Raw genomic sequence first — 14,523 nt, forward strand, 5'->3', positions numbered from 1 at the left:
TTAGAAAAATATCTAATATAAGCGTACAACTTCTTCATTGTAATTGAAAGCGTTTTTATAATAAAGAAAATAAAAACCGATTAACTGAATGTTAATCGGTAAACTTATAATTATAAGTTTGCACCACATACTGGCCAAGGTGCTGAGCCTCTTTGTTCATATAACATTTGTGCTCGCATTGTTTGCTCTTCAGCTGATGCTTGTGAAGCAACCCCGCTTCCACCTACTGATTGCCAAGTGCCCGCGTCAAATTGATATAGACCATGATATGTACCACTTGGATCTACGGCGCTTGCGTTACCACCTGATTCACATGCTGCAAGTCCACCCCAGTTTAAACCGTCATTTGCTGGTGCTGAAGCTTGTGATTCTTGTTGAGTGTTTTCTTCGTACTCTTCAATTACATTTTCCTCTACCGGTTCATTGTACGTTTCAACATCTTCAACCACATCTTCTTCAAAAACTTCTACAGCTTCTTTAGTTTCTTCAACTTCCTCTACCTCTTCAACAGGTGCTGAAGCGTTCGCTACTGTATTTTCTTTATCTTCTTTCTTTTTCGCTTTTAGATCTTTTGCTGATAATTCTTTAGCTTTAATGTCACGATCAGCTTTTAATTTATTTTCTTTCTTTATTTCTTGAATAGATGATCTATATTCAGTTCCAATAGTTGCTAATGCGTCATCTTCTTTAATTGTAGATGAACCCTCTTTTGCATTTGCTGCCATTCCGATACTACCAGTAGCAAGTAATAATCCAGCTGCACCTAAACTCATAACTGATTTTTTCATAATCTATATATCCCCCACGAAATTATTTCTCATTAATAAATAAATTTTTCAAAGACGAATACTATACTAACAAATAATCCCATTTCATAGGTTACAACTATATAAAGCTTTTACCTATTTTTTACAGAAATGTTACAATTCAATCTCATAATTTTAATATATCTAAAAATTTAAAAACCCTAAGATTATTAGACGCAGCTCTAAAATCTTAAGGTTTTTTGAGTGTGTGAGTATGAAAAGAATCTACATTTTTCTTATTAAAGCAGTGGTTTAATCAGACAAATTTAAGGGAATTAACTCATCAATTATTTGAACTAAAATGTATGTGTTCTCCTTTCTTAAAAAGAATATACACCGACTATTCATATTAAACAAATATCAATTTTTAAAATTTCTAACTGATAATTGGCTATATTTTAATTATTCTTCATATATTTTTTATAAACTTAAGTTATTTATAATATAAAAATTAAAGTTAGCATATAAAAAAAGATCCAGCTTTATTTAGCTGGATCTGATATTGCAAATGTAATTTCACATTGACAAGCAATCTTATCTCCGACTTTCGCAATAGCTTTTCCTTTACCAATTGGTCCTTTTATACGTGTAATTTCTACTGTTAACTCTAACGTATCTCCAGGTGTTACTTGGTGTTTAAAGCGGCATTTATCAATACCTGCAAAAAATGCAAGTTTACCTTTAAATTCTTCTTCTTGTAGTAGTGCTACTGCTCCTGTTTGTGCAAGTGCCTCTACAATTAACACACCTGGCATTACTGCATATTCTGGGAAATGCCCTTCAAAAAACGGCTCGTTCCCAGATACTTGTTTTATACCGACCGCTTTTTCTCCAGGGACAATTTCTTCGATACGGTCAATCAAAAGAAATGGTGGGCGATGCGGGATTATCGCTTTTATTTGATCGTAAGTAAGCATAATAACTATCCTCTCATTAAGTCTCTAATATGTTGCCACGTTTCAATTCTAAATACTTCAAACGGATTACTTAATATTCCGTAGCCGATCATCAAACCAATCACAACGAGCATTAATGCTACATAAATATAGAGTAATAATCGTACTAACATCGGAAATCTGCGGTGGACAATCTTAGTCTCTTTTTTCATAACTCACCTCAAAATTAGACATGCTCTAGTTCAGACTCTGTGACACGTTCGATATCCGCACCTAAAGCCTTCAATTTCTTATGGAAACCAACATATCCACGGTCTAAGTGATGAAGCTCTGTGACAATTGTGTAACCTTCTGCAACTAATCCTGCGAGTATTAAAGCTGCAGCTGATCTTAAGTCTGTCGCTCTAACTCTTGCACCGTGTAATTCTTGACCACCACGGATGACTGCGTGGTTATCTTGTAGTGAAATATCAGCGTTCATCGTATTGAATTCTGTCACGTGCATAAAGCGGTTCTCAAAGATTGTTTCTGTCACAATACTCGTACCATCTAGCGTTAATAACAGCGCCATTAATTGACTCTGCATATCAGTTGGAAATCCTGGATGTGGCAATGTTTTAATATCTGTTGCTTTTAATGGTTCCGATGAGATAACTCGAACGTTATCACCTTCTTCAACAAACTTCACACCGATTTCTTCTAATTTAGAAACAACCGCGCTTAAATGTTCAATTACGATATTTTCAATTAAAACATCGCTTCTAGTGATTGCTGCAGCTACCATGAACGTCCCTGCTTCAATTCTATCTGGAATTACTGTATGCTTAGTGCCTGTTAATTCCTCTACACCAGTAATCTTAATGTGACCAGTACCAGCACCAATAACTTTACCACCCATACGGTTAATATAGTTTTGAAGATCTACAATTTCTGGCTCCATCGCTGCATTTTCAATATGCGTCACACCATCAGCAAGTGCTGCACCCATCATTAAGTTTTGAGTCGCACCAACACTTGGGAAGTCTAAATGAATTTTAGAACCTTTTAATCGACCTTCTGTTTTACCTTCGATAAAACCATCTGTCGTACTAAATTCAACTCCCATCTTTTCAAAACCTTTTAAGTGCTGTTCAATTGGTCGACTACCAATCGCACAACCTCCTGGCATCGCAACTTGACAGTGACCATAACGACCAAGTAATGGACCCATAACGAGCATTGATGCACGCATTTTACTCACTAAATCGTACGGTGCTGAAATGGATAATTCTTCACTTGCATCTATATACACTCTATTTTTTTCTAATTTTACATCTGCATTTAATACACTTAATAAATCAACTAATGTTTTACAATCTGATAATTCTGGAACGTTTGAAATAACAGATTCACCTTTTGAAGCTAAGAGAGACGCTGCTAATATTGGCAGAACTGAGTTTTTAGCACCTTCGATTTTTACACTACCACTCAGCTTGCGCCCACCCTTAACAATAATTCTTTCCATATTCTCACTCCACATAATACTCAATAATTTAATTTTATAGACTTACTTCACTAGTGTAAAGCATTTAGCCAAATAGTAGCTGAAGGTTTTGTGTTTCTACAAATATATCTATGATGAAATTTGACATGCTTGTACCTAGTAGGATTGCTACTAGTATATAAAACATTCTAATTTTTGCTACATGTCCTTTTTTAAAAATCATATCGACTTTTAAACAATCTAATATATAAAACGCAAAAATTGAACAAGCAATATGTAATATAATTTTCATGAGAGCAATTTGAGATAAAAACATTTAAAAACTCCTTAAAAAAAGTCTAAGGTTTCCCTTAGACTTTTTTACTATTTATATTCTGAAATATTCAAACGGTTAATCGCTCTTTGGAATGCGAGTTCGGCACGAACTTCGTCAATCTCTTCTTCTTGAGCACGTTTTAAGAGTTCTTCTGCTCTTTTTCGTGCTGCAAGTGCACGATCTGTGTCAATGTCTTCTGCAAATTCTGCTGCTTGAGTTAATACTGTAACTTTATCGCCTCGAATTTCTGCAAAACCATCTGTAATCGCTAGATATTCAAATTGACCGTCGATTTTAGCTCTTACGCTTCCGATCTTTAAAGGTGTGACTGTTGGAATATGGCCTGCCATAACCCCTAGCTCACCTTGTGTTGATTCCAAGATGACAATTTCACAGTTATCATCAGTAAAAACAGAACCGTTAGGAGTAACTACATCTAATGCAATTGTACTCATAAAACTAACCTCCTGTTATTAAACTTCTGCACCCATCTCGCGAGCTTTTTCAAGAACTTGTGACATATCTCCAACAAGTCTAAACGCGTCTTCAGGTACATGGTCATATTTACCTTCTAAGATTGCTTTGAAATCTTCTACAGTTTGAGAAACCGGAACATATGAACCTTTTTGACCTGTAAATTGTTCAGCTACGTGGAAGTTCTGACTTAAGAAGAACTGAATACGACGTGCACGTGCAACGACTTCTTTGTCTTCTTCTGATAACTCGTCCATACCTAAGATTGCAATAATATCTTGTAATTCAGAGTATTTTTGTAATGTTGCTTGAACTTCACGAGCAACGTTGTAGTGTTCTTCACCAACGATTGCTGGTGATAATGCACGTGATGTTGATGCAAGTGGGTCTACCGCAGGGTAAATACCCATTTCTGAAATTTTACGTTCTAAGTTTGTCGTCGCGTCTAAGTGTGCGAATGTTTGAGCTGGTGCTGGGTCAGTATAGTCATCCGCTGGTACGAATACTGCTTGAATTGACGTAACTGATCCTTTGTTTGTTGAAGTAATACGTTCTTGAAGTTGCCCCATTTCTGTAGAAAGTGTCGGTTGGTAACCAACGGCAGATGGGATACGTCCAAGAAGTGCTGATACCTCTGAACCTGCTTGCGTGAAACGGAAAATATTGTCGATGAAGAGTAATACGTCTTGACCTTCTACGTCACGGAAGTATTCTGCCATCGTTAATCCTGTTAATGCAACACGCATACGAGCACCAGGTGGCTCGTTCATTTGACCAAATACCATCGCTGTCTTCTCGATAACTCCTGAGTCAGACATTTCAAAGTATAAGTCGTTACCTTCACGTGTACGCTCTCCAACACCAGCGAATACTGAAATACCACCGTGTTCTTGAGCGATGTTGTGAATTAATTCTTGGATTAATACAGTTTTACCTACTCCGGCACCACCGAATAATCCAACTTTACCACCTTTAGTGTAAGGTGCTAATAAGTCTACTACTTTAATACCAGTTTCTAAAATTTCTGTCGCTACTGACAGATCCTCAAATTCTGGAGCGTCTCGGTGAATTGGATTTCTGAGTTCTGATTCAGGAATTTGACCTTTAAGGTCGATAGTTTCACCTAAAACGTTAAATACACGTCCTAAAGTGGCATTACCAACAGGTACTGATATAGGTTTACCAGTGTTTACTACTTCCATACCACGCTGAATACCATCTGTAGAACTCATAGCAATTGTTCTTACTGTGTTGTCTCCACGGTGAAGCGCAACTTCTAAAGTAAGTGCAATTGAATCTTCTTCAGTTTCACCTTTATGATCTATTGTGAGTGCGTTCATTAACTCAGGTAATTGACCTTCTTCAAAACGCACGTCTACAACAGGTCCCATAACTTGGACCACGTGTCCTAAAGCCATTTGAGTTCCTCCTATAATTAATTATTCTTGTGCTTGTGCACCACTTACAATTTCTGTAATTTCTTGTGTAATTGCAGCTTGTCTTAGTCTGTTGTAAGACAATGTTAAATCACCAATCAATTCGTTTGCGTTATCCGTAGCAGCTTTCATCGCTGTCATACGGGCAGCATGCTCACTTGTTTTCGCTTCAAGTAAAGCACCATATATAATAGCTTCAGCATATTGTGGTAATAACTCTGAAAGTATCGTTTCTTTATCTGGCTCGAATTCATAAGAAGCGAGATGAGTGTACTCATTGTTCGTTTCTAAATCCTCTTCAGACATTGGAAGTAACTTTCTAACTGTTACTTTTTGTTCAAGAATACTAATGAACTCGTTATAAATGATATGAAGTTCGTCGATTTTTTCTTCTTCGAACTCACGAATTGCTGCTGCAGCTATTTTTTTCACATCCGAAAATGATGGCTGATCTGGTAACCCGAGACGGTAGTCATCAATCTTATAGCCACGTAGTTTTAATACGTCATATCCCATTTTACCGAGAACCATAAGTGATACTTCGTCTTGGTTACCGTTATGGCGTTCATCTATTTCTGTCGTTATTGCTTTAATAACGTTTGCGTTGTATGGACCTGCTTTACCCGTATCACTTGAGATTACAATGTACCCAACACGCTTGACAGGACGCTCTGTTAACATAGGGTGAACACTATTTCCACCTGCAGCAATCGCTTGGATTGTTTCTTCCATTCGATCCATATATGGACGGAAATTTTTAGTGTTTTGTTCTGAACGACCGAGTTTTGAGTTCGCGACCATGTTCATTGCACTCGTTAACTGACTCATTTTTTCAGTTGAATTAATGCGCCCTTTAATTTCTCTTAATGAAGCCATGATTTCACCATCCTTTATATCAATAGTGTCATATATTATTTGCTACTGTTAAATAACTTTTTAAAGTTGTTAATTGCGTTGTCGAATGCATCCTCTTCTGGAAGTGCATCTGTTTCACGAATACCGTTTAATAATTCTTTGTTGTTAGCGTTTAGCCACTCTAAGAATTCTTTTTCGAAACGTGTGATATCTTGAACTGCGATATCATCTAAGTATCCATTAACTAGTGCGTAAAGAATCGCAACTTGCTCTTCAACAGGAAGTGGTTGGTTTTCACCTTGTTTAAGTACTTCAACTGTACGCTTACCACGCTCTAACTTAGCTGCTGTTGCTTTATCTAAATCAGAACCGAACTGAGCGAATGCTTCTAACTCACGGTAAGCCGCTAAGTCTAAACGAAGTGTACCAGCAACTTTCTTCATCGCTTTAATTTGTGCTGAACCACCGACACGTGATACTGAAAGTCCTGCGTTGATTGCTGGACGTACACCCGAGAAGAATAAGTCAGACTGTAAGAAAATCTGGCCGTCTGTAATCGAGATTACGTTTGTCGGTACGAACGCAGAAATATCTCCTGCTTGCGTTTCAACGAATGGTAACGCAGTAATCGAACCGCCACCTAAATCATCATTTAATTTCGCTGCACGCTCAAGTAAGCGACTGTGTAGGTAGAATACGTCCCCTGGGAATGCTTCACGACCTGGTGGACGGCGTAATAGTAATGACATTTCACGGTAAGCTTGCGCTTGTTTTGTTAAGTCATCGTATACGATTAGTACGTGTTTACCATTGAACATGAACTCCTCACCCATAGATACACCAGCATATGGCGCGATGTATAGTAATGGAGCTGGGTCAGATGCACCTGCACTTACTACGATTGTGTAGTCTAATGCACCGTGCTTACGGAATGTTTCAACAGTTGAACGTACTGTAGATTCTTTTTGTCCGATTGCAACGTAAATACAAATCATATCCTCATTTTTTTGGTTTAAGATTGTATCGATTGCAAGCGTAGTTTTACCTGTTTGACGGTCTCCGATGATTAACTCACGTTGACCTCGTCCAATTGGTACTAAAGCGTCAATCGCTTTAATTCCTGTTTGTAATGGTTCAAATACCGATTTACGGTCCATTACACCTGTAGCTGGACTTTCTACAGGACGAGCTTTTGTTGTACTGATTGGACCTTTACCGTCAATTGGTTGTCCAAGTGGGTTTACAACACGACCGATAAGTTCTTCACCTACTGGAACTTCCATGATTTTACCAGTACGTTTAACTTCGTCGCCTTCTTTAATATCATAATATGGTCCAAGAATAACGATACCAACTTCGTCTTCTTCAAGGTTTTGAGCTAGGCCTAACACACCGTTAGAAAACTCAAGTAACTCTCCCGCCATCGCATCGTTTAAACCATGAGCAACTGCGATACCGTCACCAACTTCAGTAACTGTACCAACGTCCGACACTTCCATGTCAGCTTCATAGTTTTCTATTTGACTTCTGAGAAGAGCACTAATTTCATCAGCCTTGATTGCCATAGAAATTTCACTCCTTAAATATTCTTCGTTCTTTTAAAACGGTCTTTAACTTTTCTTAGTTGCAGTAGAACTGAGTCGTCGTATACTTTAGATCCAACAAGTACTCTAAATCCACCGATTAAAGATTCGTTTATTTTGTTTTCAATCAATAATTTGTCATATCCTGTTTTCGCTTTAAAAATCTCTCCGATTTTAGCAATTTGTTCCTCTTCTAATGGATATACAGATTCGATAATGACATTTGCTTGATTGTGATGTTCGTTATAAAGATAAGTAAATTCTTTTTGAATATCAGAAACAATTGAGAATTGTTTTTTCTCAGTCAATACAAGTAACATATTGAACACATATTGATTTGTCCCTTTGAAGCTGTCACGAATCGTAGTTAGCTTTGTTGCTTTAGAAATTTTAGGGTTAATCATGAATTCTTCAAGCCCCTTAACTTCTTCCACAACTTTTTTTACCTCAGTTAAATCTGTTAGTGCTTCTTCGAGTTCATTATGTTTGTTAACTACGTCAAACAGGGCATTTGCATACTGTTTAGCTAAACTCATTATTTATCCCCTGCTTCCTGTAGGTACTTGTCAATGAGATCTTTTTGATCTTGTGGAGACAATTCTTTTTGTATAACTTTTTGAGCAATTAATACTGATAAGTCAGCAACTTGGTCGTTAATTTCACGAACTGCTTTCTTTTTCTCTTGCTCAATATCTTTCTCTGCATCAGACATAAGTCTTTTAGCATTTATTGTAGCTTCATCAATAATAGATTGTTGTTGTTTTTTCGCTTCTTCACGAGACTTTTCAAACATTTCGCTAATTTCAGCTTGCGTGTTAGAAAGGATTTCCTCGTTTTTCTTGCGAAGTTCTTCTGCATCACGTTTCGCATTTTCAGCGCTCTGGATATCATCGTGAATTAACTGCTCACGATCGTCCATCACTTTTTTAACTGGCTCCCATACAAAATATGAAAGAGCAAAAAGTAGTACTAAGAAGCTCACGAGTAAGACGAGTCCTGTACCAAAAGCCGTTGGAATCGATGATGGTGCAGCGCCTAAAATTAGTAGTTCCACTATGTACACTCCTTTCAAGAAAGTTCACAATACCAAGGTTACATAAGAAATGGCGAAATCTAGCAAGACTTCGCCTCTAATTATTTATAGTGCGAACATTAATAAGAATGCAATAACAATCGCAATAATTGGAGTCGCCTCAACTACCCCAACACCGATGAACATGATTGTCATTAATGGACCACGAGATTCTGGTTGACGTGCAACACCTTCAACTGTTTTCGAAACAACTAAACCAATACCTAACGCACCGCCAAGTCCTGCAAGACCAGCTGCGATACCTGCTGCTAATAAAGCCATAAAAAACTTCCTCCTAAATATGTTTATATAATTTTTTATTTTTTATATTAATGGTCATCTTGCATCTTATGTGCTAAATAAACCATTGATAACATAACGAAAATAAATGCTTGTAAAGCACCTATGAATGTTTTAAATCCTTGCCATACCATCATCGGTATGATACCACCAGCAAATCCTAAAATACCACCTGTCGTTACAAGTCCAAGTAGTAGTGTAAGTAGGATTTCTCCAGCGTAAATATTTCCGTATAAACGTAAACCAAGTGTTAAGTTATACGTGAACTCTTCAAGAATTTTAATTGGTACTAAGAACCAAACTGGACGTCCATAGTCTTTTGCATACTCTTTAAATCCTTTCATCTTCACACCGTAATAGTGTGTGAGAACTATCATGAGTCCTGCAAGTGTTAACGTTACAGTTGGATCAGCCGTCGGTGATTTCCACCACAGATTGTTTTCGGGCGACACAAAGGTAAATGGTATACCAATAAAGTTTGCCACGAATATGAATGAAATTAATGTGAGCGCAAAGAAGTGAAAGCGCGCACCTTCACGCCAAGCAATATTACTTGAAATGATACCTTTAACAAAGTTCATTAACCATTCAACAAATAGTTGAGGTTTACCAGTTGGCTTAATCGCTAAATTTCTTGTTAAGAAAAACATTAAGAAGAAAACGACTAAACAAGTGACAATAATCATGAAACTAGTTGCTAAATCAAAGACGATAGGTATGCCACCGATGTTAATCTCATACGTCGGACTTCCGTGATCCATTTCTTCACCTCTTTCATTGTCTAAAATGTCTAACTGCATTCACAAATATAATCACGTATGTAGTCATAAGACCAACCGTTATCGCAATCATATTTAAGTCAGCACTAAATTTATACCAAATTATACAGGCGAGAATGACAAGAATCACTCTTGTAACTGTACCAGTGGTCAAAATTCTTTGCTGATGATGCAATGCTTTATAATAGTTGGAATACCAACTAAATGCCATAAACACTGAGATAATCGTACCGAGTATTAAACTTCTGACGATTAATCTGTCGAGAAAAATTAATGACACAAACTCCAGAACAAAGACTATTATAAATGGCTTCGTAAAAAAGTTTGAAAATCCTTTTAAAAGTGTCATTTTACATGTTCCTTAAGTGTAATCTAGGCATATATGTATTGATTGCACACTAATAAAGTGTACCCAATTATATACCCTAGTGTCAACGCATTTATTGCTAATTTAATAACATATTAACTGTTACTAAAATCTTTTGGTCTTTCTGATATTAAACCGTAAAAATAGCAAATACTCTCAATTATTCGAATACTTGCTTGACCATCTCCGTATGGATTTTCTACGTTTGAAATTTCTTTATATAATTTTTCATTTCTTAATAGCTCATTTGTACTATTAACGATTTCATTATAATCAGTACCAACGAGCTTTAGCACACCACTTTCAACACCCTCTGGGCGTTCAGTTACATCTCTAAGAACGAGTACAGGTTTATTTAAAGATGGTGCTTCCTCTTGAATTCCACCGGAATCCGTTAAAATGATCTCACTTTTTGCTGCAAAATTATGAAAATCTAGCACTTCAAGTGGTTCAATTAGCTGGATGCGTTCATGATTTAAATATTTAGATGCAAGTTCACGCACTTTTGGGTTTTTATGCATTGGATAAATTATGACAACGTCACGGTGTGTGTTGACTATAGTTTTCATCGCCTGGAAAATCCTTTTCATCGGTTCTCCAAGGTTTTCTCTTCTATGCGCGGTGAGTAAGATGATTCTTTTACCTTCATATTCATCTAACACGCCGCTTTTATACGATGAGGTTACTGTCGTATTTAGCGCGTCAATTACCGTATTACCTGTAACAAATATAGAATTACTACTTACATTTTCATTAAGCAAATTATTTTTTGCACGAATCGTTGGTGCAAAGTGTAAATCTGACAAACGGGTCGTCATTTGCCTATTTAACTCTTCAGGATACGGTGCATATTTATCATATGTACGTAAACCAGCTTCTACATGACCAACACTTACCTCTTGATAAAATGCAGCGAGTGCTGCTGCAAATGTTGTTGTAGTATCTCCATGGACGAGTACCATGTCTGGTGCTTCTTCTTTAATTATCGATTCAATTCTCTCTAGAACACGACTTGTAATGTGAGAGAGCGTTTGGTTCGCTCTCATCACATCTAAGTCATAGTCTGGAGTAATATTAAACGCCTTTAACACTTGATCTAACATCTCACGGTGTTGCGCTGTGACAACGACAATTGGTTCAAGATGTTTAGATTTTTTCAACTCATTAACAAGTGGCGCCATTTTAATCGCTTCTGGTCTTGTACCAAATACGACCATAATACGCTTTTTCATAATATTACTCCTTATAATTATTTCGTGCCAAAAAGACGGTCTCCAGCATCGCCAAGTCCTGGGATAATATAGCTATTTTCATCGAGTTTTTCGTCAAGTGCACCAATGTAAATATCAACATCAGGATGTGCTTTTTCTAATGCTTTCACACCTTCAGGTGCTGCGATTAAGCAAATAAATCTAATTTTAGTTGCACCGCGTTTTTTGATTGCAGAAATTGCTTCTATTGCACTTGCACCTGTTGCGAGCATTGGGTCGATGACTAGAATGTCTCTTTCTTCGATATCACTTGGAAATTTCGCATAGTACTCCACTGCTTCGAGTGTTTCTGGGTCACGGTACAAGCCAATATGCCCAACACGTGCCGATGGAATAAGTTTATGAATACCTTCAGTCATTCCTAATCCAGCACGTAAAATCGGTACTAAACAAATCTTTTTACCACTTAAACGTTTTGCAATCGTTGGGCCAATTGGTGTTTCAACCTCTACATCTTCAAGTGATAATTCTCTAGTAATTTCATAAGCCATAAGCATTCCAACTTCATCAACGAGTTCTCTAAACTCTTTTGTAGAAGTGTTTTTGTCACGGATATACCCGAGCTTGTGCTGAATTAATGGATGATCCATTACGCTTACTCTTGTCATAGTCTCTCTCCTATTTGTGATCGTATAACGGGAATTTTTTAGTAAGAGCCACTACTCTATCGTGGATTCCATCTAAGCTTTCTCCGTTTTTCTCTTTAGTTAATGTTTCGATGATGATGTCTGCAACTTCTTCCATTTCCGCTTCTTTAAATCCACGAGTTGTCATTGCAGGTGTCCCCATACGTAAACCACTAGTTACAAATGGTGATTCAGTTTCGAATGGAATTGTGTTTTTGTTTGCCGTAATTCCAACTTTGTCTAACGCTTCTTCTGCTTGTTTACCAGTTAAACCGAATACTTTTGTATCTACTAATACTAAGTGATTTTCAGTACGTCCAGAAACAATTCTTAAACCGTTCTCTTGTAATTTTTCTGCAAGTACTTTTGCATTTTTAATTACTTGCTCTTGATATTCTTTAAATTCAGGTTGTAGTGCTTCGTTAAATGCAACTGCTTTTGCTGCAATAACATGCATTAAAGGACCACCTTGAATACCAGGGAAAATGTTTGAGTCAATCTTTTTCGCATGTTCCTTTTTAGTTAAGATAATTCCACCACGTGGCCCACGAAGAGTTTTATGCGTTGTTGATGTTACAAAGTCTGCATATTCAACTGGGTTAGGATGTAATCCAGCTGCAACTAATCCAGCGATGTGTGCCATATCCACCATTAGGTAAGCACCAACTTCGTCTGCAATTTCTCTAAACTTTTTAAAGTCGATTTGTAATGCATATGCACTACCACCAGCGATGATTAATTTCGGCTGTTCTTTAATTGCAATTTCACGTAATTCATCGTAATCGATTGCTTCATCTTCTTTAGATACTCCGTAACTTACGATGTTAAATAATTTACCACTAAAGTTTACTGGTGCACCGTGTGTTAAGTGACCACCGTCAGATAAATTCATACCTAAAATTGTATCTCCAGGGTTTAACACAGAGAAATACACTGCCATGTTTGCTTGAGAACCAGAGTGTGGTTGTACGTTTGCGTGTTCCGCTCCAAAGATTTCTTTTAGACGATCGCGTGCTAAATCTTCAGCAATATCAACATATTCACATCCACCGTAATAACGTTTATTTGGATAACCTTCGGCATATTTGTTCGTTAATACGCTACCTTGTGCTTCTAGTACTGCTTCTGATACGAAGTTTTCTGAAGCGATTAACTCAATATTTTCGTTTTGACGATCAAATTCCTTTTGAATTGCATCATATAACTGTTGATCTTCTTGCTTAATGAAAGACATTTTTAAACCTCTCCCTTAATCATTTATAATGTGCGCGTTCTCCACCGATAAGTTTTGGACGCGACTTTGCTAGTGTCACTTGTGCCTCACCGAGTTGTTTAGTAGCAACTCTAACTGGCACCTGTACATGTTTAACATGCATACCAATTAATGTTTGCCCGATATCAATACCTAAGTCAACTGTCGCATGCTCAACAACAGCACTGTTATCTTGGTGATGATATGCATACTCACTTAAGCTTCCACCTGCACTACGGTGTGGTACAACAGATACTACTTGAGTTTCTAGATGATTTCTTTTGACAGATTCTCTTGTTGTCGTAAGCGCACGGTTGATATGTTCACATCCTTGGAAAAAGATGTCTAAGTCATAGCGTTTTTTAACGTCTTGAAATGCATTAAAAATAATTTCGGCAACTTCTATCGAACTATGTTTTCCGATATGTTTACCTTGCACTTCTGAAGTAGAACATCCTATTACTAATGACGCTTTTGAAAAGAAAAAGTCAATTTCCTCTAATTCTTCAATTAGAGCATTTAATTCATCCTTCAATTTTTTCAATTCTACGCTCATGTCTACCACCCTCGAATTCTGTGTTTAACCAAATATCAACGATATCGAGTGCTAAACCTGTTCCAATTACACGCTCACCCATATTTAATATGTTCGAATTATTATGTTCACGTGTTGCATGCGCAGAAAATGTATCGTGAACAAGTGCCGCACGAATACCTTTATACTTATTCGCTGCAATATTCATGCCGATTCCAGTGCCACAAACGAGTATTCCACGGTCATATTCGCCGTTTTGTACTGCTGTTGCGACTGGCTTGGCATAATCGGGATAATCCACGGACTCTGTTGAGTTTGGACCTGCATCTTCCACATCGATACCTTTTTCTTTAAGGTGTGAAACAATCGCAGTTTTTAAATTGTATCCACCGTGATCTGAAGCAACAATTACTTTCATTGAAATCATCTCCTATTCATATTATACATGCTTAATTTATAGTTTCAAAACGAT

Annotated in this window: 19 protein-coding genes; all 19 read right to left on the reverse strand. The window is 37.1% G+C overall.

What is annotated here, in order from left to right:
- Positions 1-110 precede the first annotated feature (110 nt).
- The 19 genes from KPF49_RS08140 to rpiB all read right to left on the reverse strand — a co-directional run bounded on the left by KPF49_RS08140 (position 111) and on the right by rpiB (position 14,469).
- On the reverse strand, positions 111-788 hold the full coding sequence (locus KPF49_RS08140; protein ID WP_183673943.1) for a transglycosylase family protein: 678 nt from the start codon (positions 786-788) through the stop codon (positions 111-113).
- 500 nt (positions 789-1,288) lie between these two features.
- Positions 1,289-1,723 (reverse strand): 3-hydroxyacyl-ACP dehydratase FabZ, encoded by a 435-nt coding sequence (gene fabZ, locus KPF49_RS06570; protein ID WP_183673941.1) that lies wholly within the window; start codon positions 1,721-1,723, stop codon positions 1,289-1,291.
- A 5-nt stretch (positions 1,724-1,728) separates the two neighbouring features.
- Positions 1,729-1,914: a DNA-directed RNA polymerase subunit beta gene (locus tag KPF49_RS06575; protein ID WP_183673939.1), complete on the reverse strand. Its 186-nt coding sequence runs from the start codon at positions 1,912-1,914 to the stop codon at positions 1,729-1,731.
- Between the two features lie 14 nt (positions 1,915-1,928).
- Entirely contained in the window at positions 1,929-3,206 is a 1,278-nt protein-coding gene (murA, locus tag KPF49_RS06580; protein ID WP_183673937.1) for a UDP-N-acetylglucosamine 1-carboxyvinyltransferase, read from the reverse strand.
- Positions 3,207-3,270: 64 nt separating this feature from the next.
- On the reverse strand, positions 3,271-3,501 hold the full coding sequence (locus KPF49_RS08095; protein ID WP_183673935.1) for a DUF1146 domain-containing protein: 231 nt from the start codon (positions 3,499-3,501) through the stop codon (positions 3,271-3,273).
- Positions 3,502-3,548: 47 nt separating this feature from the next.
- Positions 3,549-3,956, reverse strand: coding sequence for a F0F1 ATP synthase subunit epsilon (locus tag KPF49_RS06590; RefSeq protein ID WP_183673933.1), 408 nt, complete (start codon positions 3,954-3,956; stop codon positions 3,549-3,551).
- Positions 3,957-3,974: 18 nt separating this feature from the next.
- Positions 3,975-5,393: a F0F1 ATP synthase subunit beta gene (atpD, locus tag KPF49_RS06595; RefSeq protein WP_183673931.1), complete on the reverse strand. Its 1,419-nt coding sequence runs from the start codon at positions 5,391-5,393 to the stop codon at positions 3,975-3,977.
- A gap of 21 nt (positions 5,394-5,414) precedes the next feature.
- On the reverse strand, positions 5,415-6,287 hold the full coding sequence (gene atpG / locus KPF49_RS06600) for an ATP synthase F1 subunit gamma (RefSeq protein ID WP_183673929.1): 873 nt from the start codon (positions 6,285-6,287) through the stop codon (positions 5,415-5,417).
- A 35-nt stretch (positions 6,288-6,322) separates the two neighbouring features.
- On the reverse strand, positions 6,323-7,831 hold the full coding sequence (atpA, locus tag KPF49_RS06605) for a F0F1 ATP synthase subunit alpha (protein ID WP_183673927.1): 1,509 nt from the start codon (positions 7,829-7,831) through the stop codon (positions 6,323-6,325).
- Between the two features lie 14 nt (positions 7,832-7,845).
- Entirely contained in the window at positions 7,846-8,385 is a 540-nt protein-coding gene (gene atpH / locus KPF49_RS06610) for an ATP synthase F1 subunit delta (RefSeq protein ID WP_183673925.1), read from the reverse strand.
- A complete protein-coding gene (locus KPF49_RS06615) occupies positions 8,385-8,903 on the reverse strand; it encodes a F0F1 ATP synthase subunit B (RefSeq protein WP_183673923.1) in 519 nt (172 codons plus the stop codon). Before KPF49_RS06615 ends, atpH begins: the two co-directional genes overlap by 1 nt.
- 84 nt (positions 8,904-8,987) lie before the next feature.
- A complete protein-coding gene (atpE, locus tag KPF49_RS06620; protein ID WP_183673920.1) occupies positions 8,988-9,203 on the reverse strand; it encodes a F0F1 ATP synthase subunit C in 216 nt (71 codons plus the stop codon).
- Positions 9,204-9,250: 47 nt separating this feature from the next.
- Positions 9,251-9,982 (reverse strand): F0F1 ATP synthase subunit A, encoded by a 732-nt coding sequence (gene atpB, locus KPF49_RS06625; RefSeq protein ID WP_183673998.1) that lies wholly within the window; start codon positions 9,980-9,982, stop codon positions 9,251-9,253.
- A gap of 13 nt (positions 9,983-9,995) precedes the next feature.
- Entirely contained in the window at positions 9,996-10,349 is a 354-nt protein-coding gene (locus KPF49_RS06630; RefSeq protein ID WP_219490091.1) for an ATP synthase subunit I, read from the reverse strand.
- Positions 10,350-10,462: 113 nt separating this feature from the next.
- Positions 10,463-11,599, reverse strand: coding sequence for a non-hydrolyzing UDP-N-acetylglucosamine 2-epimerase (wecB, locus tag KPF49_RS06635; RefSeq protein WP_183673916.1), 1,137 nt, complete (start codon positions 11,597-11,599; stop codon positions 10,463-10,465).
- Between the two features lie 17 nt (positions 11,600-11,616).
- Positions 11,617-12,246, reverse strand: a complete 630-nt coding sequence (gene upp, locus KPF49_RS06640; protein WP_183673914.1) for a uracil phosphoribosyltransferase — start codon at positions 12,244-12,246, stop codon at positions 11,617-11,619.
- 10 nt (positions 12,247-12,256) lie between these two features.
- Positions 12,257-13,498: a serine hydroxymethyltransferase gene (gene glyA, locus KPF49_RS06645; protein WP_183673912.1), complete on the reverse strand. Its 1,242-nt coding sequence runs from the start codon at positions 13,496-13,498 to the stop codon at positions 12,257-12,259.
- Positions 13,499-13,517: 19 nt separating this feature from the next.
- Positions 13,518-14,072 carry a TIGR01440 family protein gene (locus tag KPF49_RS06650; protein WP_183673910.1) on the reverse strand — a complete coding sequence of 185 codons (555 nt, stop codon included), beginning with the start codon at positions 14,070-14,072 and terminating at the stop codon, positions 13,518-13,520.
- The gene (gene rpiB, locus KPF49_RS06655; protein ID WP_183673908.1) at positions 14,041-14,469 is read right to left on the reverse strand and encodes a ribose 5-phosphate isomerase B; all 429 of its coding nucleotides are present in this window, start codon (positions 14,467-14,469) and stop codon (positions 14,041-14,043) included. Before rpiB ends, KPF49_RS06650 begins: the two co-directional genes overlap by 32 nt.
- Between the last annotated feature and the right edge of the window lie 54 nt (positions 14,470-14,523).

Origin of the sequence: Nosocomiicoccus ampullae (assembly GCF_019357495.1) — a bacterium.
GTDB lineage: Bacteria > Bacillota > Bacilli > Staphylococcales > Salinicoccaceae > Nosocomiicoccus > Nosocomiicoccus ampullae.